The following is a 23,166-nucleotide window of genomic DNA, read 5'->3' on the forward strand; positions in this document are numbered from 1 at the left end:
GATTTAAGCCCCAGCTACTTTTTTCTGAGCATTCTGATTCAGAATTTGATCACGAGGCCCATCCATGACAATTTTACCTTCATTCACCACAATAATGCGGTCAACCAACTCAAGTACCGCACGGCGATGTGTTGCTACCACCATAGTTCGGTTTTGTAAATAACCTTTTAAATGATCGATCAATTGTTTCTCAGATACGTCATCAATCGCTGCTGTAGGTTCATCAAGCAATAGAATATTGGGTTGACGAATCAATAAGCGTGCAAGCAACAAAGCTTGGCGTTGACCGCCAGAGAAGCCTACACCACCTTCTAAAATGATATGGTCTAGCCCTTTTTTTTTCTCTTGAACAAAGTGAATTGCACCCGTAATTTTCAGTACTTCAATCAATTGTTCATCAGTCGCCAGCGGAGCACCCAAGGTCAAGTTTTCACGAATCGTACCATAAAATAACTGTGAATTTTGGTTCAATAGCCCCATATCACGGCGTACATCTGCGGGGTCAATTAAAGACAGCTCAATCCCATCTAATTTAACTTTGCCTTGTACTGGCGTTTGCATACCCGATAACAATTGGAGTAGCGTCGACTTACCAGCACCGTTACGGCCCAAAATTGCGATTTTTTCTCCAGCCTTAATTTCCAGTTTTGGAATTAAAAGACTTGGACGTGGGTCATCTTCACCATACTTAAATGACACACCATTGAGTTCATAATGACCATTAATTGATGGTCGATGAATAAGATGAGAATAATCCGGTTGATCGACGGGTTTCTTCATGAGCTCATCCAGACCGGCTTTTGCCACTTTAGCCTGTTGTAAACGACCTAATACCCCTGCCAGCGCAGAAATCGGTGCCAACATTCGTGAAGACAAAATCGAACAAGCCACCAAAGCACCTGTGGTCATTTCACCTTTCATCACAGCAAAACAGCCGACAAGTACAACAATTGCAAACGTTAGACCCTGAATTTTTTGCGTCCATGCCGACATTAAGCCTACAATTTTACGTTGACGCATGCTGACATCAGCAGACACTTCATTCATGTGGTTCCATTGGTTTTGGAAACGTGATTCAGCACGAAGTAATTTGATATCCTCCATACCTTGCACAGATTCAACCAATAAGGCATTACGAATCGAAGACTCGCGCATACCCATTTGTGCAAGTTTAGCCAATGGTTTTTGCGCCAAAATCCCTGGAATAATCATCAAAGGAACCACCAACAGCATAACCCAAAATAGATTGCCGCCAATTAACCAGAAGATGAACAGGAACAAGAAGAAAAACGGTAAGTCGGCAATCGCAGTAACAGTCGTCGAGGTGACCATCTCACGCACGCCTTCTAATTCACGAATCTGTGAAATAAAAGTACCCGTTGATTTTGAGCGTTCGCTATTTTTAATTCTTAATGCATGACCAAACACACGATCGGAAATTTTCAAATCGGCACGTTTACCAATAATATCCGACAAATAAATTCGTGAAACACGTAATGCAAACTCAAATATCGCTGCAATTAACACCCCACCCGCAAGTACCCATAAAGTCGGCACAGATTGAGATGGAATTACACGGTCGTACACATTCATTGAGAACAAAATAGTGGCTAGGGCCAAAATATTCGCCATTAATGAAGCAAACATAATGTCGATGTAGCGTTTCCAGTCTTTTAAAACAATCGACCAGAACCAATTTTTTTCAAACGGCTTGATGTATTCATCAACACGTGCATCGGGTACAGATGACTCTGGACGCAGAATATAAATATTGCGAACGCCATGGCTCAATCGTTCAATAGAGAAGACTTGAGATAGGCCTTCATCTCCGCTCAATTGGACACTGGCATTACCGTCTACGTCGATGCGTTCTACCACACCCACTTCACCACTAATAAACTCAACCAATACCGGTAAGCGCCATGGATTGAGCAGATTTATGTCATATTTATTTTTTCGAACACTTAATCCAATTTGGCGTGCCATGACTGCAACCAGTTCATCGGCATTTTTGTGTTGATCCCAATCCAACTGCAACCGTATACGTTCTTCAGAGGGTTCAATTCGATAATGCTTTGCAATATTCAGAACCGCTTGTAGCCACGGTTGATAATTTATTGTATTACTCATGGCTGAACTTCAAACCCCTGAATAGATATATTATTAAGTTCATAGATATTTCGTGAACGCCCTGTCACTTGGATGTACTGTGCAAGTGCTGAGTAGATATCATATTGCGATGTCACAATTTCTTGTGCGGCACTATGTATGGCTTGCTCTGCATTCAGTAGATCGACAACCGTTCGAGTTCCTAATTTATATTGTTCTTGATACAGCTCTTTGGTTCTTACCGTTGTTTCACGGCGCTGCACCAATATCGACATTTGACGCTTTTTATTTTCGATTTGTTCACGAATCATTCGGACTTGATCAATCACATCCAAATACACTGTATTTACTTGTGCTTTTGCTGCTTCTTCTGCATAGCTTGCGGCACGTGTTTGCGCTGCAATTGCACCACCTTGGTAAAAATTACTGGTGGCTTCCAACATGATTGAATTATATAAACCATCATCTTCATCATTATTTGGATTACGGCCATTCACCGCCTGACTCAGACTGCCTTTGACATTGAGGGTTGGATAAGCACTTAATTTTGACTGTTGCTTTTGCAATTTGGCAATTTCAACCCCAGCCTGTGCTTTCATCATGCTCGGAATCATCTTGAAGTCCGGATCCTCATATAAAGCCGCTGCAGTTAAGATCCGATCGGGTATCACCCAATTGATCTGACTTACATCAAAACCTAACAAGGTACGAAGTCGCTGTTGGTACTGTCGAAGTTGAGTTTCTTGCACAATTAAATTTGATTCCGCAGCTTCTAAATTTGACTTGGCTTGAATAGGGTCTGCTTGACTACTGATCCCTGCGGTTGCACGTAAATTAGCAATCTCAGCAATCCGACTCACACCGGCAATTTGCTGCTGCGCAATTTTAGCCACTTCTTGATATCGTTTAATGTTGATAATTGCATTTGCAACATCAAAAGAAACTTCATCTAAATTTACAAGTACATTAGCCTGCTCTTGTAACATTTTTGCTTCTTCGATACCGACAGCACTTTTGGTTTTACCAAAGTCATATAACATCTGCGTCGCATTTAAAGATACCAACTGACGTCCACGCTCGCCTTTTGTCAGATCTGCGGTACTTAATCCACCTGAAATTTGGGGATAATATGCAGCATTCGCAAGGTCAATATTGGCGTTTTGCGATGCGACTGTAGCAATACTTTGTGTGATTTCTGGACGTCTTTGGACGGCGATATGTATCGCATCAATAAAACTTAGATTCTTCGCTACTGTGTTTGGATTATAGCTGCCTTGTTGCGTTCGACCATAAGCAACGGCTGGCATTTCTTGGACACGTGAGGTATCTAAATTATATTTACTGAGTTCTGTGATGTTAATTTTTTCAGCAGAAGGTTTCGGCTTATTAGGTAAAAAAATCTTATCTAATGTCTTTTGAATGGTACTTTGTGCAGTGCCGGTATCTGCTGCATACACTGAACCAATGAAAAAGGGTAATAATAATATACAAAAGAAATTGCACTTATTTTTACGCGGACGCCCAACTTCTGGACCATTCATCTTTCGTAATCGCATGATTTTTGCAGGTCGTATTTTTAGTTAAAAGTATACTGAATTCTTGTTAATTTTTTAGATTAATCGCTCAGTTTTTGTCATTTCAGACAATAACATAAACCCGCTGAATGAAACTAGCACCATTCAACGGGAAATTTCTTATTTTATTCAATTAAACGGTAAAATCATCACCAAGATAAACTTTACGTACCGTTTCATCTGCAAGCACTTCTTCTGGAGTACCTTCTGCAATCACTGAACCTTCGCTCACGATATAAGCATGCTCACAAATCGCAAGGGTTTCACGCACATTATGATCTGTAATTAATACACCAATACCACGATCTTTCAATGTTCGGATAATGTCTTTGATATCACCCACTGAAATAGGATCAACCCCTGCAAAAGGTTCATCGAGCAACATAAATTTAGGGTCTGCCGCTAACGCACGCGCGATTTCCGCACGACGACGCTCACCACCCGACACACTCATACCAAGAGAATCTTTGATGTGTGTGATTTTAAAGTCGGCAAGCAATTCCGTTAAACGTTGCTGACGTTGTTGCTTATTTAGATCTTTACGGGTTTCTAAAATCGACATGATATTTTCAGAAATGGTTAATTTTCTAAAAATAGATGCTTCTTGGGGTAGATAACCAATACCTTTACGTGCGCGCTCATGCATTGCCAAGTCAGACAAATCAAGATCATCTAAATGAATCTCACCTTTATCCATACGCACTAGGCCAACAACCATATAGAAACTTGTGGTTTTACCTGCACCATTTGGACCAAGTAAACCCACAATTTGACCACTTTGCATACTAAAGGATACATCCTTTACCACCCAACGCTTACTGTAGTTTTTGGCTAAATGTTTAATACATAAAGTTTGAACTTGCGAGGTTTGCTCCATTAATCACGTGCTCCTGGGAAGGACTTAGTGCTTGACGGTGGAATTACGATCTGTACACGACCCGAAGAAGATCCAGATTTATTTGGTGTACCCTCAGCAACGATGTCACCTTTATTCATACTGTATTTCAGGCTATTACCACGAATACTTGCACCATCTTGTTGTAACAAAGCACCACCCGTCATGGTGATAATTCCTGTTTCAGCATTGTAGACGATTTTCTGTGCTTGGCCTTTTGCGTAGCCTTTGGCAGGGTCAGTTTTTTGTTGGAAATGTGCTGGCCCACCCGTTGCTGTAATCGTACTGATCTCTTTTTTGCTGTTTAAGTTCGCAACGATTGAGTTTGCCTGAAGCTTCATCGAACCCTGTTCAATGATGACATTACCGGTATACGTCGTAATCCCGGTTTTTTCATTAAACGTTGCACGATCGGCAACCAATGAAATCGGTTGATTACGATCTGAAGGCAAAGCAAAAGCTGCAACTGAACATAACGCCAGTGAACCGAGTAGCGCTGTACGTTTTAGGAAAGTTTTTGCTGTTTTTCGATTAAAATTATGGTTCATACTTTCCTCGAATATTAAAAAATTCGTATTGACCGTCGTTTAAATTTGCTTTTAAACCTTGGCTGACAAATTCGGCTTGTGGTGAAATCACCGTTACAGTCTTGTCCGTTTCTATTTCACGCTTTTTTGGAAAAGCAGTTAGTTCCTCAGTACGAAACTCCATTTGCCCTTCACGCATCAATTTTGTTGCAACCACATTGTCACTCAGTACGACTTTTTGGTTATCATCCATGCCATTGGCATGTTTGGCAAAGAACGTGGCATCGACAACACCATCCTGATAGGTCGATGCTTTCAGATTCACCAAATGAGAAGTTTGCTTTTGCAAATCCTGCTCAAGTCGATCGACTTGCGCACGAACATGCAATTTTCCCTGCTCATCAGTCTGCGTCAGGTTAATGTTTTCAGCTGAGTAAGTCATACTTTTCGAAGAGTCCGCCTGAAGCTTATTACCCTTTCCACCGAAATAGTAAAAACCACCGCTTACTGCAGCAATGACCACAGCTGTCACGTATAAAACTTTAGTATCCATAAGCGGAGATTCAATCCAGTGACTGCATCAATTTATTAATAAGGTGCACTTGCATATTTTTCAAGTAGTTCCTGGTATACACCTTTAGAAACTAAAAGCATATCGCAGATTTCACGAACAGCACCACGTCCACCCATCGCCTGCGTAACAAGATCTGCACGGCGACGTACTTCTAAATGTCCATTTGGTACGGTCACTTTCATCCCCGCAATAGCGAAGGCTGAAAGATCGGGCCAATCATCGCCCATATATAGGCAATCTGAAGGATCAATACCAAACTGTGCGCAGGCTTCAGTCAAGGCAACGCCTTTATCTTCACGTCCTTGAAAAACCAAGTCCACACCTAAGTCAGACATGCGTTTTTCAACAATATTACTTTTACGGCCAGTAATAATGATGACTTTGATACCCGCTTTTTGCACCAACTTCATGCCTAAGCCATCTCGAATATCAAAGGATTTGATTTCATCGCCGCTATTGGTTAACGTTACAAATCCATCACTTAAAATTCCATCTACATCCAGTACTAGTGCTTCTATGTGACGCGCTTGTTCTAGCAATACATACGATGCCATTTTCTTAATTTACCCCAGCCTGAATCAGATCATGCATGCTGATAATCCCAATCACTTTATTGGCATCATCAACAACCACAAATTGTGTAATTTTCTTGTCGTTCATACGTTCTAAAGCATGTACCGCGCGTTCTTCTTGTGAAATCGTCAAAGGATTTTTAATCATCACTTCTGAGACTTTCATATTCACATCAAAGCCTTGCTGTTTATCAATCAAACGACGTAGGTCACCGTCGGTAAAGATACCCAATAAGGTATCGTTTTCATCGACAATCGTGGTAAGACCCAAACGCTTATTTGAAATTTCGTACAGAACTTTATTCATTGGTGTCTCTGGCGACACTTTGGGTAAGTCTTCACCTGTATGCATCAAATGTTTTACATGCAATAACAAACGCTTACCCAACGCTCCAGCAGGATGAGAACGTGCAAAATCATCTGAGGTAAAGCCACGTGCATCCAATAATGCAACTGCAAGGGCATCACCTAAGGCTAATGTTGCAGTGGTACTTGAGGTCGGCGCTAGACCCAAAGGGCATGCTTCTTGAATATTACCCAAGGTCAATGCGACATCGGCATTTTGTGGCATTGGGCCTTTATTGTCGCCACTCATGGTAATTAGAGGAATGCCCAAATGTTTGATCAATGGCATGAGCATCATAATTTCATCACTTTTACCTGAGTTTGAAATTGCAATGAGCACATCACCTTTAACCAACATGCCCAAATCACCATGTCCAGCTTCACCCGGATGCATGAAGAAAGATGGCGTACCGGTCGAGGCAAACGTAGCGGCCATTTTACGACCGATATGACCCGATTTACCCATACCAGTAATCACTAAACGCCCTTTGCACTGTAAAATGATTTCGCAGGCTTGGCTAAAACGATCATCTATTTGCGTCGCTAATACTTGTAAAGCATGCTCTTCAATACGCAAAGTTTCTAATGCGACTTTCTGAAAATCGACTTGATTCGGCATATTTGGTGGATTCAAAGTTGTTATACCTTAAGCCGTGAGAGGTGCGCTCTCACTTTCAAAATAAAAAATTTTCACAATTTTATCATATCTATGCAAATAGCACGTTTCCAAATGTATAAGAATTCATGAATTATGCAGAAAAGATGCATTTCTTCATTTTTATCTTCCGGACAGATAAATTGAATTCAGCACTCGAATGAGATTCAGCCCGAATCAAATGAGCCTTCAACTTCTTTTTCCAGCTGTACAATTACATCAAGCATTAAAAAATATCTGCTTTTTCGGGTTTTAACTTTATGAAAAAAAATGCTTAGGTTAAGATGAGCCATCTTTTGGTAGAAACAATTTGAAGACCTATGCAACCTTTTGTTCTATATAACTCAGAGCAACGTAAAAAAGTAGAATTCGTACCTCGCAAAGAAGGACATATCGACATGTATGTCTGTGGAATGACTGTGTATGACTACTGTCATATTGGTCATGCTCGAGTTATGGTTGCATTCGACTATATTATCCGTTTCCTGCGCAGTCAGGGCTGGAACGTTAAATACGTTCGCAACATTACCGATATTGACGACAAAATCATTGCCCGTGCCAATGAAAATGGCGAAAGCATTACTGCTTTAACCGATCGCTTTATCAAGGCCATGAACGAAGATGCTGCCAATTTAGGTTGTGCAGCACCTGATGAAGCACCACGTGCAACAGACTATATCGATCAAATGCAGAATATGATTGGTAACTTGGTTAACAAAGGTACAGCATATCCATCTGCAAATGGCGATGTTTATTTTGAAGTTGAAAAGTTTGCCAAATATGGTCGTCTTTCGGGTCGTAAACTTGACGATATGCAGGCTGGTGCTTCTGAACGCGTTGATGTAGAAGTAGAAAAGAAACATCCTTTTGACTTCGTGCTTTGGAAACATGCCAAAGAAAATGAACCTTCTTGGGCTTCACCTTGGGGTAATGGCCGTCCGGGCTGGCATATTGAATGTTCAGCGATGTCGACCTGCTGCTTAGGTAACCATTTTGATATTCATGGTGGCGGTTCAGACTTAACTTTCCCGCATCATGAAAATGAAATTGCGCAATCTGAGGCCTCTACTGGCGAACAGTATGTCAATTACTGGATGCACGTCGGCTTTATTAATGTCGATGGCGAAAAAATGTCGAAGTCTTTAGGTAACTTCTTCACTATTCGTGATGTGATGGATAAATTCCACCCTGAAGTGATTCGCTTCTTTATTGTGTCATCACATTACCGTAGCCCAGTAAACTTCTCTGACACTGCTTTAAAAGAAGCAAAAAATACCCTTTCCCGTTTCTATCATTCATTTAAAGCTTATCAGCAAGTCTATGGTGAAAAAACCGTAGAAACTTTGGATGATGCTTTAGTTGAGCGCTTTAATGCCGCTATGCGTGATGATTTCAACACCGCAGAAGCAATTGCGGTATTGTTTGAAGTCAACAAAGAATTGAACCGTGCCGTAAAAGATGAAAATGCTGAACAAGCGGCTGTATATTATTCGACATTGCGTCACTTGACCAATATTTTAGGTTTGGTGCAACACAATGTAGATGATTTCCTGAAATCTGATATCGGTCAGGAAGCATTAGGCTTATCAGAAGAACAGATTGAAGATTTAATTCAACAACGTAAAGATGCGAAAAAGGCTAAAGAATTTGCCAAAGCAGATGACATTCGTCAATCTTTACTGGATCAGGGCGTAGTTCTGGAAGATACACGTCAAGGTACTATTTGGCGTCGCGCTGATTAATTAAGCAAACAGAAGCATAGAGAGTTGACAGTTGCGTGAAATTCTCTATAATTCACCTCATTGCGGGAATAGCTCAGTTGGTAGAGCATAACCTTGCCAAGGTTGGGGTCGGGAGTTCGAGTCTCCTTTCCCGCTCCAGAATACGAAAAGCCCTCATCGAAAGATGAGGGTTTTTTTATGTCTAAATTTTTCTTCAACGGCTTATTTTTAGATGTATTTACTCATGTTATGCACATGAAAGCCATTTCGCATTTTTAAAATAATTTTAAATCTATTCGACAAAGTCTTACATTTAAGAATTAAATAAAGGGATTAGCTTTCGGTTGGAAGTACTCTTACGAAACATTGTCTCTCATTCGGCAAAATGAGATGCGAAGCTTCGCAAGGAAACCATCTTGCGGCGCAATGCACTTCACAGACAAAACTCGTTCACTACCGTCAAATTATTCAACGTATAGCAAAAACACTTTTGATTAGAAGTCGTCCTGTCTCAAACAATTGCGGATGACATTAACGCGTATCTTTATTATTTGAAGCAAAGTACGCTTCTGATGTTACTGCGTAACATCTGTTATTTATTATATTGTAGCGACGTTAATAGGCCTTAATTTTCCCCCAACGAATAAGGCTTTCCTTATTGCAATATGACCTTTCGCCTACCTGTTAAAAAATAATCAGATGAAATGCTCATCTTGGTTATTTTCCTCAATTTTTCTCCATAATTTTCCGTTATTCTTTGCCAAAATTACATTTGGACAACCAAATAATGCACGGCGCGCACACCACACTCAAATTGACCAGCTTAAGTTACGCATTACTTACGATCTCAACATCAATTTGGGCCGCAGATACTGTTCAAAATCCCCAAGAATCTGCAGCAGTTCAGCAAATGGAAGCTTTAACATTTGAAGTTCCAACAGCAAGCACTAAGCCCAAAGACCCAGATATCAGTGCTGTCGCAAAAACCATCATAAGCCGTGATGAAATGTTGAAATTTGGCGATCAGTCCATCAATGATGCACTGCGTCGTGCTGCGGGGTTTCAACTCCCCGGTGCTGGCGGTGGTCCACGTGGTGGTGCAGGTGCTGGCGGTATGCGTTTTCGTGGTGGTGGCGCACCCGTGTTTTTAATAAATGGTGAACCTGTACAAGGTGGTCCTCGTGGGGGCATGTCAGTTGTTGATAGCATTACACCGGAAATGATCGAACGCCTTGAAATCACCAAACAACCAAGTGTAGCTCAAGGCTCGGTTGCTTCATCTGCTGTCATTAATATTATTTTAAAAGAACCATTGAATGGCACGCGTTTGAGTGGTTCTGTACGTGCTGGTTATGGTCTAACAAAGTCAAATACACGTGAAGAAGAACGCACTAATTTAAACTTTCAAATGGATGGTCGTTCAGCCCCTTGGATCTATAGTTTATCTGGGAGCCAAATGTGGAATGATTCAGATACGCTCATCCGTACACAAGATGCAACAGTAACGAAAACTCAAAAACGCATCACCAATCGTACGTCGCAAATGCTGACCCCACGTGTTGAATATCAACTTGATGATCAACAAAAATTGGTCGCTGAAATGTTTTATCGCAACAATGAAAGCAAAGGCACAAGTGGCCCCCAAGTCCAAAAAGATAAAAATGACAGCATTCGACTCAACACACGATATGAGCGTAAAGACCAAGGTAATTCCGACAAAATTCGCTTATCAATCGAGCAGCAAAATGAAACGGAATTAACAGAGTATAGAAATTCTCAATCATATATTGATGAACAAATTAATGAATATGGTTTAGGCTACGACGGTGTCCGCAAGTTCGATTCAAAACGCCAAATAAAATTTGGTACCGATCTACGTAGTAATGAACTTGAAAGCAATATTGCAGAGACCTTAGATGAACAATTGTATGCTGCTTATATTGAAGGAAGTTGGAAATATACGCCGCGCCAAACCTTAACTTTAGGTGTACGCCAAGAGTGGATTTATCGTTCAGGTTTAGTTGATTATCAAGATCAGCATTTAAGTCCTGTATTAGCACACCGTTTTGACTTTAATGACCAATGGTCACTCCAAACCAATTTGAGTCAGGCTTTTAAAAACCCACGTAGTAATCAATTGATGCCGACTGTTTCAGTTTCTACAGATAGTGATGCAGGGACACTAAACAACCCTGATCGTGGTGGTAATCCAGACCTAAGACCTGAAACTATTAATGCTTACGAAACAACCTTAGGCTATAACACCCCTGCTGGCGGTGTAAATATCACTGCATATTATCGAGAAATTAATGACTATATCGAAAAATCGATCCTGTCAGAAAATGCTACAGGTGGTCGTTGTGAAGCAGGAAATACCGATTGCCGTTTTGTCGAACGTCCATATAACCAAGACAGTGCAACTACTTATGGTGTGGAAATTGCTGGACGTTATGCACTGAAGCAAACGGAGAATGGTCATTCATTTATGTTGAATGCTCAGCTTTCAACTATACGTGCAAAAATTGAAGAAACTGACGCCTCTGATCGTTTGGCAAGCGATGTTGCACCTTATACCGCAAGTGCTGGCTTATCTTATAACTATCAACCGTGGCGTATTGCAACAAGTGTGAACCTCAATTACACCCCTGAATATACACGTGCACTGAGCAACGAACCGTACAATCGCACCAGCAATGAACGTGTTAACATGGATGTGAGTTTTACTAAACGCTTTGATCAAAATTGGTCTGCATCGGTCAATGCACGTAATATTCTCAGCTCAGATTATAAAGAAGTGTTAAAAGAACAAAGTTCTGGCGCGCTATACCAATCTCGTATCAATGAAGCAATTCCAAGCTTTATGTTTACCTTAGAAAAGAAATTCTAAACCGTTTCTAAGAGACTTCTAAGAGATTAAAATAAAAAACCGATACGGACAACGAATCGGTTTTTTTATGCGTACACGACCGCAAACTAGCGCTCAATTGCCTTCAACATTTTCGCAATTTTTAGGGTATGTTCCTTCCGCCCTTTTTTCTCTAAGACCTTTTGCTCAACCCACCATAAATATTCAAAAATTTCTGATTCACTTGAATCCTCTTGAATTAATTTAAAAATATTGGGCAAATAATCATCATATTCATCACGTAAAGCAGGAATACGGCGAATCCCTAACGGGTCCCATTCCTTCAATAAAATTTTATGTATCGCATGCAAGAGACTGGCATCTCGATTATGTTTTGACTGCATACAAGTTCCCTGGCTTATATTTTTTTACTTTTAAAATCAGTTATCTAATTATGTGATGATATTAAAAGAAAAATGAACTGTTGTTTGTCGAAGATTTCATCATACGCATCTCTAAACGCTTTTCCATTGGTTTTTCATCTTTTTTTTATAGCAAACCAAAGCTTTATCAAAATTTCATGCACTTTTTCTCATAAATTTTACCAATAAAGCCTTTCGGGAATCCCCTAATTCACAATACAAAGGTTTTAAATGCTAAGTTCAACGATCAAACCTAATCATTCAAAGAAAAAAAATATGCTTCAGCCAACTTCTATATTTATCTCTTTTCGCAATTGTGAAAAATTTACAGTTTTCCTTTTTAATCTCCGACAATTCAAGCTACATTCTATTTTGAAATTTTAATCCTGAAAAATCCCTATGAGTACTGCATTAAACGAAACCATTTACGTCATTCAACACCTTGCATTTGAAGATTTGGGTTCATTGGAAGATGTATTTTATCAACTGGGTTATCGGGTGAGATACTTCGAAGCTGGTATCGATGACCTCAGTAAAGCTATGCAACATACAGGGCTTACCATCATTTTGGGCGGCCCGATCGGAGTTTATGAAACTAATGACTACCCTTTCCTACAAAAAGAAATAGACTTACTTAAAGTACGTTTAGAGAGTAATTTACCGACTTTAGGCATTTGCTTAGGTGCTCAGCTAATTGCGCATGCATTGGGAGCGAAAGTTTATGCAGGTCATAGCAAAGAAATCGGTTGGAGTAACTTAGAACTTGATGCTTTTGCTGACAATATATTAGCGCCATTAGATCAAGTGCCTGTACTGCATTGGCATGGTGATACCTTTGATTTACCTGTAAATGCACAGTTACTCGCCAGCTCAGCAATTTATCCAAATCAAGCGTTTAGCTATGGGCCCAATATTCTAGCTCTACAGTTTCATATTGAAGCAGAAACACAGGCCATGGAAAAATGGCTAATTGGGCATACATGTGAACTGCATAAAGCACAAATTAACATCCCAAATTTACGCATGGAAAGCCAACAACATGCACCTCATTTAGAACGTGTTGCTCCCCTTATTTTGCAACAATTCTTACAACAGCTTGAGCTTTAAAACAGCTATTAATTTAAAGCTAAATGGCTTATAACGGTTGCACTTCAAAACGTATAAGCCATTAGAATGACTTCCTTACTCAGCATTGCGCTCATCCACTTTTTTGCTCTCATCAGCCCAGGCCCAGACTTCTTTTTTGTCACTCAAAGTGCTATTCGACAATCCAGATCACATGCATTATTTGCCGCATTAGGTATATCACTTAGTATTTTAGTTTGGTCAATTTGTGCAATAAGTGGCTTACATTTTCTATTTCAAAAAATGGCTTGGTTACAACAATGCCTCATGATTTTGGGTGGCTTATATCTTTTATATTTAGGCTCTCAGTTATTAAAATCTGCATGGAGTAAAGACCTCGGCACAATAACGAAACCAACCGAGCAAGCTGTACAGAAAAAATCGCCTTTGACGCTGTTATTCCAAGGTTTCTTGACCAATATGGCCAATCCAAAAGCATTGGTTTATTTCACTAGTGTATTTTCTATTGGAATCAGTGCAAAGGTCAGTATTTTTGATCAAAGCTCTTTATTGGCTTTAGTCTTTATTGAAAGTTTGATTTGGTTTGCATTGGTTGCGGTCTTATTCTCAGCACCTAAAATGACCCATTACTATCAAAAATTTAGTAAAAAAATTGACGCCATTACCGGTGGAATTTTCATCAGTTTTGGCTGCCTATTGCTGCTCAATCGCGATTGACCACTCATCAAATACTCATCTACGAGACATAAAAAAGCACCCAAATGGGTGCTTTCCTAACTTAGCTGAGGGAGCTAAATCTTATTTAGCTGCTGCCTTTGCTGTAGACACAGCGGCTTCAGTCGTAATATTTACCGTAATTTTGTCGCCTACATTTGGTACATATGCACCTACACCAAATGCTGAACGATCAAAAGAAGTCGTTGCATTGAAACCAATCGTTTCAGCCTTAGTCATTGGATGAACGGCTTGCTTGTTCAATACAGCGTCCAATACCACTGGTTTAGTCACATTTTTAACTGTTAAATCACCCGTGATTTTGTATTTAGTTTTGCTGATCGCTTGAACTTTTGTACTTTTAAACGTGATATTTGGATATTTTTCAGCATCAAAGAAATCAGCTGTTTTTAAATGATCATCTAATGCTTTGACATTGGTATTTAAGCTCGATAATGGAATCGTCACATTCACAGACGAATTTGCAGGTTTTGCATTATCGACATTAATTGTCCCTTGAATGTCACTAAAGTTTGCAGAAGGCGTTGAGAAACCAAAATGATTCCACGTAAATACTGTTGCTGTATGAGTAGGATCAATTTGATAGGCAACAGGTTTTGCCATAGAAATTGTTGTAACTGATGCTACCGCCAAACCGATTGTTAATGCTTTAAAGTTCATGTTTTTATCTCACTTTCGAATACCATTAAGTCTATAGATTTTTAGCCGTATTACAGCTTTAAAGATAAAACGTTTTGTTGCATGTTTAGAACGATAGTTTTGTAAAATCTGTAGCAGCATCTACAACCACTCTCAATTATTAAATTTCCCATATATTTCAAATAATTAATTTGGGCTATGCGCTATTTATCCTAAATTTAGGAAACATCAACCCATCTGAGTCGTAGGTTTTCAATACAAATCCACTTAAGATTTTTAGACATCATAAAAATCTGAGTACCCAAAAATGACAGAACAATCGCTGGCTATTGAAAAAGCCTTAAAGACTAAAACTCCCAAAGATGTCGTGTTGGCATTTCTTATGAATACTTCAAAAGAACTCGTCGAAAATGCAACTCAACTGCTGGTTGCAGAAGACGCAGCGTATGTTTCCCTAAACTTCAGCAACCCAGAACTGAAACAAATTGAGCCGTGGGCTGGGTCTGGCACAGGCAGAGACATTTATATTTATACCTTTGCCAACGTCGGGACCTACTGGAATATCGACGACTTTCAAATCACCGATATGATCGCTGAAGATGAAACCGTAGCTGTATTTGGTCAATTCACCTACACCTCAGTCTATGCAAAAAATACTTTCACCTCGCCTTTTTCAATTAAAGCCAAAGTTCAAAATGGTTTAATCAGCTTTTTCCAATTTATGGAAGATACCTATGCCTCAGCATCATCATTCCGCGTAGGTGGAGAATGGATCATTCAGCAAGATGCAGACCCGACTAAAAACTTTAAAGTTTCAGCTTAATACTGAGATGCGCAAAAGCTGCTGTTGATTTGGAATGGCCTTTTACATTGAGTTAATGACAGCGGTATTGGATAAATCCGGTTTTTCTCGCGATTTGATCATACAGCTTTTGCGCAGTTTCATTTTCCTGATGCGTAAGCCAATACACACGGTCACACTGCCGCTGATCACAATATTCTTTCACTTTCGCGATCAGCGCTTTGCCAATGCCTTGCCCGCGACAATCCTCAATGGTATATAAGTCCTGCAAATAGGCATAAGGCTGCAATGTCCAGCAGCTCTCATGTTCAATGACATGCACGATCCCAACCACTTCATGTTCAATTACGGCTGCAAAGCCATACATATGTTCGCACTCAGCAGCATGTAACCTTTGCCATGTTCGCTCGGTCACTGCATCCGCCACCTGACTTTTATAAAATTCTAAATACAGCTCCCAGAGCGGCTGCCATTGGCTTTTTGAAATTTCAGTTAAATTTTTAATTTGTATTTGCACGTTCAATGGCTTTTTTAAATGATCACTGGATTTTTATAACTGAAATAAAGCTTTTTGTGTTGAAAACACTGTATTTTATGCGCTCTTTTTAAACATGATGAGTCTTGAAAGGACGTTTTCTTATCTGTTTTATAAATACAATAGACAAATAAAAAGCCCGAAGATTCGGACTTTTTAACCATTCAGCTTATAGCTTTTCAACCAAGATCCGATCTACCTGCTTTAAACCTGTATGCTTTTCATGGTTCTTACGGCGAATCTTAATCACTTTGTCTTCTTGCAAATCTTGCAACATCAACTCTACTGCAACCATGGCTTCAAGCTCTAAGTCTGTGCCAATCCATTTCTGTTCACCAGCATCCATCAGTACAATTTCATCATTTATCTGATCATAAAGGCTCATCGTTTCCTCACTTGGGGCAACATTGCACCCGTGGCTGAATACTGCATGAATGAATTAATTTTAAACCAATGCTTTAATTCATTCGTTACAAATCGTTATTTCACAATTTAAAATAAATTTAATCTCTGCAATAAAAAACGCCCCTTTTCTGGGGCGTCTTTATTACGGTTAATCTTTACAGATTAAGCGGTAATTTCTTTCACAGCAGCAACAACAGCATCAGCAGTAATACCAAAGTGTTGGTACAAGTCTTTTGCTGGAGCAGATTCACCGTAAGTCGTCATACCGATTACACGACCATCAAGACCTACAAATTTCCACCAGTAGTCCACATGCGCAGCTTCAACAGCAACACGCGCACGGATCGCAGCAGGAAGAACCGCTTCACGGTAAGCAGCGTCTTGTTTTACGAATTCTTCAGCACATGGCATAGAAACAACACGTACACCCTCAAGCTGTGCATAAGCATCCATTGCCAATGAAACTTCTGAACCAGTCGCAATGATGATTGCTTTCAATTCGCCTTTTTCTTTTGCAAGTACATAACCGCCTTTCGCAACGTCAGCAATTTGATCTGCTGTACGAGTTTGGAATGGCAAGTTTTGACGAGAGAAGATTAACGCTGTAGGGCCTTCTGAACGAAGCAGCGCAGATTTCCAAGAAATAGACGCTTCTACAGTGTCACATGGACGCCAAGTGTTTAGGTTTGGTGTACCACGTAAAGATGCAATTTGCTCTACAGGTTGGTGTGTAGGACCATCTTCACCTAGACCAATTGAGTCATGGGTATACACATGAATTACACGCTGTTTCATCAATGCAGACATACGTACTGCATTACGCGCATATTCCATGAACATTAAGAATGTTGCTACATAAGGAACGAATCCGCCATGCAGCGCTACACCGTTAGCAATCGCAGTCATACCGAATTCACGTACGCCGTAATGAACGTAGTTACCCGCTGGGTTAGATTCAACGCCTTCTGCGCCTTTCCATAAAGTCAGGTTAGAGCCTGCAAGGTCAGCAGAACCACCTAGAATTTCTGGAAGCTGTGGTGCAAATGCTTGAATGGCATTTTGGCTCGCTTTACGAGTAGCGATTGTTTCAGCTTTAGCATTTACTTCAGCAATATAAGCATCCGCTTTTGCTGCGAAGTCAGCAGGAAGGTCACCAGAAAGACGACGTTTTAGTTCAGCTGCTTCTGCTGGATATTTAGCAGCATAAGCAGCAAATGTGTCGTTCCAAGCAGATTCAGAAGCAGTACCTTTGGCTTTTGCATCCCAAGCTGCATAAACATCAGCAGGAATTTCAAATGGACCTTCTGTCCAGCCCAAAGCTTCACGAGTTAAAGCGATTTCATCATTACCAAGCGGCGCACCGTGGCAGTCTTCTTTACCTTGTTTGTTTGGTGAACCTAAACCAATAATAGTTTTACAGATAATTAAGGTTGGTTTCGCAGTTTCAGCTTTTGCTTCAACAGTTGCCGCACGGATTGCGTCTGCATCATGGCCGTCCACTTTAAGTACTTGCCAGCCGTATGCCAAGAAACGCTGTTCTGTGTCGTCAGAGAACCAACCTTCTACTTCACCATCAATTGAAATGCCGTTGTCATCGTAGTAAACAACTAATTTACCCAGACCCAAAGTACCAGCCAATGAACATGCTTCGTGAGAAACACCTTCCATTAAACAGCCATCACCTAAGAAACAGTAAGTGTTGTGATCTACAACCGTAATGTCTTCTTTGTTGAATTGAGCCGCTAAAGTTTTTTCAGCAAGTGCAAAACCTACAGCGTTCGCAATACCTTGACCCAATGGACCAGTCGTTGTTTCGATACCCGGTGCATAGCCCAATTCTGGGTGACCTGGCGTTTTAGAATGCAATTGACGGAATGATTTCAAATCTTCAATAGACAGGTCATAACCTGTTAAGTGCAATAGCGCATATTGCAACATAGAGCCATGGCCGTTTGACAATACGAAACGGTCACGGTTTGCCCATTGTGGGTTTGCAGGGTTGTGGTTGAGGAATTCACGCCATACCACATCAGCAATATCTGCCATCCCCATTGGAGCACCTGGATGTCCTGAATTTGCTTTTTGCACAGCATCCATTGCCAATACACGAATTGCGTTTGCAAGACGACGATCGTTAAGCGGGGTTGTCATAGGTCAGAGTCCAAACAAATGGTTTAAAAGAGTAAGATGAATAAGAATTCAAAGATGCGCATATTGTCTTAAAAAAAGCGGAATGGGTAAAGCCTCAGGGGCAAATTTTCGCTAATTATTCCTGCACCACCTGTATTTTGGGCGCTTATTGCACAATTTCAAGCCTATGCATGTCGTTTATTTTGTATACAGTGACGCTTTTATATGGCGAATCAATGACAGCGCAATGCATATTTAGAGTTTAGTGGCGAAAGCAAACGCTTCGTAATTGATAAAAGTCCAATACATCGAATGGAAATTGTGAATATAAATAGCAGCCAAAGACGATCCAGATAAATGACCATTAGAAATATGAAATATATTCAATAAAGAACCTATGAATGTTTGTGAAACTCTAAGAGCATACTCATCCCTGTGAAATCAGCACTGATCCAATATACTCACGGTTTCACATTCAATATTTATATACCACGACATGTAGCAGGTAAGTTTCGCTGCGAAATATCATCCGATTGACAATTCCAAGCACCATTTAAACCATCTGGAATATTAAAATAAATCTGCTTTGAGCGAAGAGCAAAATTGACATCTGTTGATTTAAACGTAAAAACCACTGAACACGTTCCTGCCACATCAGTAATTTCACTACTTGCAATAAACTTGGTACTGATACTTTCATTCAGCGCTGTATTCAAATCTACACAGCTTTGTTCCTCTGAATAATTTTCAATCAGTTTCAATTTATAGGGTGAAATCATTGTTAATACTTCAGCTACTTGCGCCCGAGCGACATAGCCATTGTAAGATACAGTAGCAATTGCAGCCAAAATGCCGATAATTGCCACTACCATCATGATTTCAATGAGTGTAAAACCAGACTGTTTCATTACGTTTCCCCATTCAACGTAATGACAAATAGGCAATTTGCGTACCAAGTCTCAAAAGCGCGTACTTTTTGTGTTTTATTTTTCAAATTAAACGAATAATTGTCGTTTACAGTCATATTCTGGCAGTTCATGACATTCATTATTGATAAATCTCAGGATATTGATTTGATTTTTTCTTATAATTGATTCACTTAAAATGCCACTTTAGGCATTTTAACGCCTAATCACATTGTTGCTTGTGCCAAAACAAAAATATCTTAATTTTATCTCATCATAAAAAATTAAATTGATAAATCCATAGCTCATATCAATTTTTTAGATGCCTATATCAATTAAAAAGTCATTGAAATGAATTAATTTCATCCAATTTGGTCATGTTAAGCTAGTCCTAAACGCTTTCTCGATGTAACATATTGCGTCTTTAAATTTAACTGTGATAGGACTTATGCGCGAGTACGCTGTATTTACCTCGGAATCTGTAAGCGAAGGCCATCCGGATAAAATGGCTGACCAAATCAGTGATGCTATTTTGGATGCAATCTTAAAAGAAGACCCATATGCACGGGTTGCTTGTGAAACGCTTGTAAAAACGGGTGCGGTTGTACTTGCCGGTGAAATCACAACAACTGCAAATGTTGACTTTGAAGCGATTGTTCGTAATACCGTAAATGGTATCGGATACCATCATTCAGATCTTGGCTTTGATGGTTCAACTTGTGCTGTGATCAACATGATCGGTAAACAATCACCTGAAATTGCTCAAGGTGTAGACCGTCAAAAACCTGAAGATCAAGGTGCAGGCGACCAAGGTTTAATGTTTGGATATGCAAGCCGTGAAACTGATGTGCTTATGCCAGCACCTATTTCATATGCGCATCGCTTAATGGAAAAACAAGCTGAACTACGTAAACAAGGCAAACTTGCTTGGTTACGTCCTGATGCAAAAAGCCAAGTAACATTTGCTTATGAAAACGGCATGCCAGTTCGTTTAGACGCAGTTGTACTTTCGACTCAGCACGATCCAAAAATTACTCAAGCTCAATTGAAAGAAGCGGTAATTGAAGAAATCGTGAAAAAAGTGATTCCTGCTGAAATGTTCCATGCAGACACTAAATTCCACATCAACCCAACAGGTATGTTCGTGATTGGCGGCCCTGTAGGTGACTGTGGTTTAACAGGCCGTAAAATCATTGTAGATACTTACGGTGGTATGGCTCGTCACGGTGGTGGTGCGTTCTCTGGTAAAGATCCATCAAAAGTGGACCGTTCTGCTGCTTATGCAGGCCGTTATGTTGCTAAAAACATTGTGGCTGCTGGTCTAGCTGACAAATGTGAAATTCAAGTGTCATATGCGATTGGTGTTGCAGAACCAACATCTATCTCGATCAACACATTCAATACTGCAAAAGTATCTGAAGATTTGATTATTGCACTTGTACGTGAACACTTTGACTTACGTCCATACGGTATTACTCGTATGTTGAACTTGATCCAACCGATGTACCAACAAACTGCTGCGTATGGTCACTTCGGTCGTGAAGGTTCTGATACCGCATTTACATGGGAAAAAACTGACAAAGTGGAAGCGCTTAAAGCATCTGCTGGTCTTTAATCTTAATAGATTAATTTCCCAAAAAAGCCTGCATTGATTGCAGGCTTTTTTATGGCCCGTATGTCCATAACTAAAACATCTAGGATAAAAATAACGAGTGTAAAAAATATTGACTAAAATTTACGCCTAGCTTATTCATAAAACACCAAAATAATTTAAGAACAACATCATGCCCTTTCCATTAGACTTAAAATTTATTACTGCAACTGAAGAACAATTAGGATTTAAGTTTCCAGAAAAATATAAAGCCAAAATGCAAATTGAAAATGGTGGCGAATTCGGCATTAGCTTTTCTAGTGCGGATGAATTTAAAGATGGTGATGACATCGAAGCTTGGTGGCTTTTTCCTTTCCATGACACCAGCGATGTGAAAAGAATAAAACGTACAACGAATCATCTAGCCGCAGAACATCAATCCATAAGTGAAATTGAAGACTTCCCTGAAAACAGCATTGCTATTGCACATAACGGCGATGGCGATTATTTATTGCTGCGTACGGTAGACGACACACAATTGGGGGAAGAAATATATTTATGGCGCCATGAAGACAGTGAATTTCTCTATCTACTTGTTAACTCAATTGAAGAATTATTTACTCAAAACCCTTAACGCCATAAGCAGATATAAAGCCTTTCAAACTACAAAATAAGCTAGATAAAATTACACTAAATCAACAATTTTTGATCGATTTTTGAATATTTTTTCAGCTAATATAAATTCAGCCCATGCTACGGGCATAACAAAAAAAGGAAAGATCAAAATGAATAAATTACTTGTTGCTTTAGGTTTGGCTGCAACTGTTGCACTTGTTGGCTGTAATAAAGACAAAGCGCCAGAAACAGGTGCAACAACTGGTGAACACTTAGAAAACGCTGCTGACCAAGCAGGCCATGACATCGCTGATGCAACTTCAGATGCGGCAACTGCTACAGCGACTGCTGTTGATAATGCTGCAACTGCAACTGCGACAGCAGCCGAAAATGCTGCAGAAAATGCTGAAGCTGCTGCACACAATGCCAAAGAAGCAGCTAAAGACGCAACTGCTGCAACAGCAGGTGCTGTTGAACAAGGTGCAGCTGACGTGAAAGAAAAAGCGCAGCAATAAGCATTTTATAAAAAAAGCACCTTCGGGTGCTTTTTTTATATCTGTATTTTATTCAACTTACTGTTTCAATCTATTTTTAACTTGAAATTTAACCGATGTCAGGTCAATCTTATGAGGTCATATAAATAACAAACTTAGAGAAAATAATGTCTTACTCACATCATGCCGAAAAACATTTTATGGAACGTACGGGTTGGCTACGTGCATCTGTACTCGGTGCAAATGATGGCATTATCTCCGTCACTAGTTTAATTATGGGCATGGCTGCAAGTGGTGCTTCTAGCCATACCTTACTCATTACCTGCATTGCAGGACTCATCTCTGGTGCAACCTCTATGGCGGCGGGCGAATATATCTCTGTGAAATCTCAAGAAGACGTCGAAAAAGCAGATCTTCACATGGAGCATAAAGAACTGCAAAAGAACCCTGAGCTAGAACTTAAAGAACTTACCCAAATTTATATTCAACGTGGTTTAGAGCCAACACTGGCCCATGAAGTCGCAGTCCAATTAACTGCACATGATGCACTTGAAGCCCACGCCCGAGATGAAATTGGAATCCATGACAATACCGCAGCAAAACCCGTTCAAGCAGCGCTATCATCGGCTTTAGCCTTTTCAATTGGTGCAATATTTCCGATGGTTGCGATCTTGATCAGTGCTGACATGCATATTGAAAAAACTGTTATGGCCGTTGGCGTGATTTCCCTAGCACTCCTCGGTGCCTTAGCTAGTTATGCAGCAGGCACTTCTATGTTGAAAGGCAGTATACGTGTTGCGCTTTGGGGCATTGCAGCCATGCTTTTTTCTAGCTGGATTGGTTCTTTATTTAATGTAAATCCAGTTTAACGCTCGATTTATCAGTTTTTTATATATATTAAATCAATTATACACAGCAATGATTGTGTGATTTTTCAACAATATTCATTTTTACAATATATAAAAACCGTAAAATAGAGATACATTTTTT

The 23,166-nt window shown here is 40.0% G+C and carries 22 protein-coding genes and 1 tRNA gene; 10 read left to right on the forward strand and 13 right to left on the reverse strand.

What is annotated here, in order from left to right:
* Positions 1-3: 3 nt before the first annotated feature.
* The 7 genes from MST18_RS09065 to MST18_RS09095 all read right to left on the reverse strand — a co-directional run bounded on the left by MST18_RS09065 (position 4) and on the right by MST18_RS09095 (position 7,215).
* Positions 4-2,130, reverse strand: coding sequence for a type I secretion system permease/ATPase (locus MST18_RS09065; RefSeq protein WP_180133049.1), 2,127 nt, complete (start codon positions 2,128-2,130; stop codon positions 4-6).
* Positions 2,127-3,650: a TolC family protein gene (locus MST18_RS09070; protein ID WP_180133088.1), complete on the reverse strand. Its 1,524-nt coding sequence runs from the start codon at positions 3,648-3,650 to the stop codon at positions 2,127-2,129. Before MST18_RS09070 ends, MST18_RS09065 begins: the two co-directional genes overlap by 4 nt.
* A 166-nt stretch (positions 3,651-3,816) precedes the next feature.
* The gene (gene lptB, locus MST18_RS09075; RefSeq protein ID WP_078188759.1) at positions 3,817-4,560 is read right to left on the reverse strand and encodes an LPS export ABC transporter ATP-binding protein; all 744 of its coding nucleotides are present in this window, start codon (positions 4,558-4,560) and stop codon (positions 3,817-3,819) included.
* Positions 4,560-5,126: a lipopolysaccharide transport periplasmic protein LptA gene (gene lptA / locus MST18_RS09080; RefSeq protein ID WP_111883783.1), complete on the reverse strand. Its 567-nt coding sequence runs from the start codon at positions 5,124-5,126 to the stop codon at positions 4,560-4,562. Before lptA ends, lptB begins: the two co-directional genes overlap by 1 nt.
* Positions 5,116-5,658, reverse strand: a complete 543-nt coding sequence (gene lptC, locus MST18_RS09085) for an LPS export ABC transporter periplasmic protein LptC (RefSeq protein WP_180133048.1) — start codon at positions 5,656-5,658, stop codon at positions 5,116-5,118. The genes lptA and lptC overlap by 11 nt, the downstream gene beginning before the upstream one ends.
* 35 nt (positions 5,659-5,693) lie before the next feature.
* Complete coding sequence (locus MST18_RS09090; RefSeq protein WP_078188762.1) at positions 5,694-6,233, reverse strand: HAD family hydrolase; 540 nt, start codon at positions 6,231-6,233, stop codon at positions 5,694-5,696.
* A gap of 4 nt (positions 6,234-6,237) precedes the next feature.
* Positions 6,238-7,215 (reverse strand): SIS domain-containing protein, encoded by a 978-nt coding sequence (locus MST18_RS09095; protein ID WP_180078473.1) that lies wholly within the window; start codon positions 7,213-7,215, stop codon positions 6,238-6,240.
* A 356-nt stretch (positions 7,216-7,571) separates the two neighbouring features.
* On the opposite strand from MST18_RS09095, the gene cysS reads away from it, so the two are divergent.
* The 3 genes from cysS (at position 7,572) to MST18_RS09110 (ending at position 11,859) form a co-directional block, all read left to right on the forward strand.
* Positions 7,572-8,993 carry a cysteine--tRNA ligase gene (gene cysS / locus MST18_RS09100; RefSeq protein ID WP_180133047.1) on the forward strand — a complete coding sequence of 474 codons (1,422 nt, stop codon included), beginning with the start codon at positions 7,572-7,574 and terminating at the stop codon, positions 8,991-8,993.
* 62 nt (positions 8,994-9,055) lie between these two features.
* A tRNA-Gly gene (locus tag MST18_RS09105) sits at positions 9,056-9,131 on the forward strand.
* 628 nt (positions 9,132-9,759) lie between these two features.
* Positions 9,760-11,859 carry a TonB-dependent siderophore receptor gene (locus MST18_RS09110; protein WP_180133046.1) on the forward strand — a complete coding sequence of 700 codons (2,100 nt, stop codon included), beginning with the start codon at positions 9,760-9,762 and terminating at the stop codon, positions 11,857-11,859.
* 86 nt (positions 11,860-11,945) lie between these two features.
* On the opposite strand, the gene MST18_RS09115 is transcribed toward MST18_RS09110, so the two are convergent.
* Positions 11,946-12,221 (reverse strand): hypothetical protein, encoded by a 276-nt coding sequence (locus MST18_RS09115; RefSeq protein ID WP_168377639.1) that lies wholly within the window; start codon positions 12,219-12,221, stop codon positions 11,946-11,948.
* 417 nt (positions 12,222-12,638) lie between these two features.
* Here MST18_RS09115 and MST18_RS09120 point away from each other — a divergent pair, with 417 nt between their 5' ends.
* Together MST18_RS09120 and MST18_RS09125 are read left to right on the forward strand one after the other, a co-directional pair.
* A complete protein-coding gene (locus MST18_RS09120; RefSeq protein WP_180133045.1) occupies positions 12,639-13,346 on the forward strand; it encodes a glutamine amidotransferase in 708 nt (235 codons plus the stop codon).
* Positions 13,347-13,412: 66 nt separating this feature from the next.
* Complete coding sequence (locus tag MST18_RS09125; protein ID WP_180133044.1) at positions 13,413-14,042, forward strand: LysE family transporter; 630 nt, start codon at positions 13,413-13,415, stop codon at positions 14,040-14,042.
* 81 nt (positions 14,043-14,123) lie between these two features.
* On the opposite strand, the gene MST18_RS09130 is transcribed toward MST18_RS09125, so the two are convergent.
* Entirely contained in the window at positions 14,124-14,720 is a 597-nt protein-coding gene (locus MST18_RS09130) for a YceI family protein (RefSeq protein ID WP_078188771.1), read from the reverse strand.
* Positions 14,721-15,006: 286 nt separating this feature from the next.
* Here MST18_RS09130 and MST18_RS09135 point away from each other — a divergent pair, with 286 nt between their 5' ends.
* Complete coding sequence (locus tag MST18_RS09135) at positions 15,007-15,522, forward strand: nuclear transport factor 2 family protein (RefSeq protein ID WP_257227507.1); 516 nt, start codon at positions 15,007-15,009, stop codon at positions 15,520-15,522.
* A gap of 52 nt (positions 15,523-15,574) precedes the next feature.
* On the opposite strand, the gene MST18_RS09140 is transcribed toward MST18_RS09135, so the two are convergent.
* The 4 genes from MST18_RS09140 to MST18_RS09155 all read right to left on the reverse strand — a co-directional run bounded on the left by MST18_RS09140 (position 15,575) and on the right by MST18_RS09155 (position 19,479).
* Positions 15,575-16,018 (reverse strand): GNAT family N-acetyltransferase, encoded by a 444-nt coding sequence (locus MST18_RS09140; RefSeq protein ID WP_373684453.1) that lies wholly within the window; start codon positions 16,016-16,018, stop codon positions 15,575-15,577.
* A 187-nt stretch (positions 16,019-16,205) separates the two neighbouring features.
* A complete protein-coding gene (locus tag MST18_RS09145) occupies positions 16,206-16,421 on the reverse strand; it encodes a hypothetical protein (protein WP_078188774.1) in 216 nt (71 codons plus the stop codon).
* Positions 16,422-16,603: 182 nt separating this feature from the next.
* A complete protein-coding gene (gene tkt / locus MST18_RS09150; RefSeq protein ID WP_180133042.1) occupies positions 16,604-18,592 on the reverse strand; it encodes a transketolase in 1,989 nt (662 codons plus the stop codon).
* Positions 18,593-19,053: 461 nt separating this feature from the next.
* Positions 19,054-19,479, reverse strand: coding sequence for a pilin (locus MST18_RS09155; protein WP_180133041.1), 426 nt, complete (start codon positions 19,477-19,479; stop codon positions 19,054-19,056).
* Between the two features lie 445 nt (positions 19,480-19,924).
* Between MST18_RS09155 and metK the strand changes: the two genes are divergently transcribed.
* The 4 genes from metK (at position 19,925) to MST18_RS09175 (ending at position 23,045) form a co-directional block, all read left to right on the forward strand.
* Complete coding sequence (gene metK, locus MST18_RS09160) at positions 19,925-21,091, forward strand: methionine adenosyltransferase (protein ID WP_078188779.1); 1,167 nt, start codon at positions 19,925-19,927, stop codon at positions 21,089-21,091.
* A 169-nt stretch (positions 21,092-21,260) separates the two neighbouring features.
* Positions 21,261-21,701 (forward strand): SMI1/KNR4 family protein, encoded by a 441-nt coding sequence (locus MST18_RS09165; RefSeq protein WP_180133040.1) that lies wholly within the window; start codon positions 21,261-21,263, stop codon positions 21,699-21,701.
* Positions 21,702-21,852: 151 nt separating this feature from the next.
* Positions 21,853-22,197 carry a hypothetical protein gene (locus MST18_RS09170; RefSeq protein WP_078193577.1) on the forward strand — a complete coding sequence of 115 codons (345 nt, stop codon included), beginning with the start codon at positions 21,853-21,855 and terminating at the stop codon, positions 22,195-22,197.
* 146 nt (positions 22,198-22,343) lie between these two features.
* A complete protein-coding gene (locus MST18_RS09175) occupies positions 22,344-23,045 on the forward strand; it encodes a VIT family protein (RefSeq protein WP_180133039.1) in 702 nt (233 codons plus the stop codon).
* Positions 23,046-23,166 lie beyond the last annotated feature (121 nt).

The sequence above is a fragment of the Acinetobacter sp. YH12068_T genome, from assembly GCF_024606005.1.
GTDB classification, from domain to species: Bacteria; Pseudomonadota; Gammaproteobacteria; order Pseudomonadales; family Moraxellaceae; genus Acinetobacter; species Acinetobacter amyesii.

Bases quoted from the DNA above. Each gene is read 5' to 3' on its own strand.
- MST18_RS09165 (WP_180133040.1), top strand. From the start codon at position 21,261: ATGCCCTTTCCATTAGACTTAAAATTTATTACTGCAACTGAAGAACAA.
- tkt (WP_180133042.1), bottom strand. From the start codon at position 18,592: ATGACAACCCCGCTTAACGATCGTCGTCTTGCAAACGCAATTCGTGTA.
- MST18_RS09125 (WP_180133044.1), top strand. From the start codon at position 13,413: ATGACTTCCTTACTCAGCATTGCGCTCATCCACTTTTTTGCTCTCATC.
- MST18_RS09095 (WP_180078473.1), bottom strand. From the start codon at position 7,215: ATGCCGAATCAAGTCGATTTTCAGAAAGTCGCATTAGAAACTTTGCGT.
- lptC (WP_180133048.1), bottom strand. From the start codon at position 5,658: ATGGATACTAAAGTTTTATACGTGACAGCTGTGGTCATTGCTGCAGTA.
- cysS (WP_180133047.1), top strand. From the start codon at position 7,572: ATGCAACCTTTTGTTCTATATAACTCAGAGCAACGTAAAAAAGTAGAA.
- MST18_RS09065 (WP_180133049.1), bottom strand. From the start codon at position 2,130: ATGAGTAATACAATAAATTATCAACCGTGGCTACAAGCGGTTCTGAAT.
- MST18_RS09120 (WP_180133045.1), top strand. From the start codon at position 12,639: ATGAGTACTGCATTAAACGAAACCATTTACGTCATTCAACACCTTGCA.
- MST18_RS09135 (WP_257227507.1), top strand. From the start codon at position 15,007: ATGACAGAACAATCGCTGGCTATTGAAAAAGCCTTAAAGACTAAAACT.
- lptA (WP_111883783.1), bottom strand. From the start codon at position 5,126: ATGAACCATAATTTTAATCGAAAAACAGCAAAAACTTTCCTAAAACGT.
- MST18_RS09130 (WP_078188771.1), bottom strand. From the start codon at position 14,720: ATGAACTTTAAAGCATTAACAATCGGTTTGGCGGTAGCATCAGTTACA.
- MST18_RS09090 (WP_078188762.1), bottom strand. From the start codon at position 6,233: ATGGCATCGTATGTATTGCTAGAACAAGCGCGTCACATAGAAGCACTA.
- MST18_RS09170 (WP_078193577.1), top strand. From the start codon at position 21,853: ATGAATAAATTACTTGTTGCTTTAGGTTTGGCTGCAACTGTTGCACTT.
- metK (WP_078188779.1), top strand. From the start codon at position 19,925: ATGCGCGAGTACGCTGTATTTACCTCGGAATCTGTAAGCGAAGGCCAT.
- MST18_RS09070 (WP_180133088.1), bottom strand. From the start codon at position 3,650: ATGAATGGTCCAGAAGTTGGGCGTCCGCGTAAAAATAAGTGCAATTTC.
- MST18_RS09175 (WP_180133039.1), top strand. From the start codon at position 22,344: ATGTCTTACTCACATCATGCCGAAAAACATTTTATGGAACGTACGGGT.
- lptB (WP_078188759.1), bottom strand. From the start codon at position 4,560: ATGGAGCAAACCTCGCAAGTTCAAACTTTATGTATTAAACATTTAGCC.
- MST18_RS09115 (WP_168377639.1), bottom strand. From the start codon at position 12,221: ATGCAGTCAAAACATAATCGAGATGCCAGTCTCTTGCATGCGATACAT.
- MST18_RS09110 (WP_180133046.1), top strand. From the start codon at position 9,760: ATGCACGGCGCGCACACCACACTCAAATTGACCAGCTTAAGTTACGCA.
- MST18_RS09145 (WP_078188774.1), bottom strand. From the start codon at position 16,421: ATGAGCCTTTATGATCAGATAAATGATGAAATTGTACTGATGGATGCT.
- MST18_RS09155 (WP_180133041.1), bottom strand. From the start codon at position 19,479: ATGAAACAGTCTGGTTTTACACTCATTGAAATCATGATGGTAGTGGCA.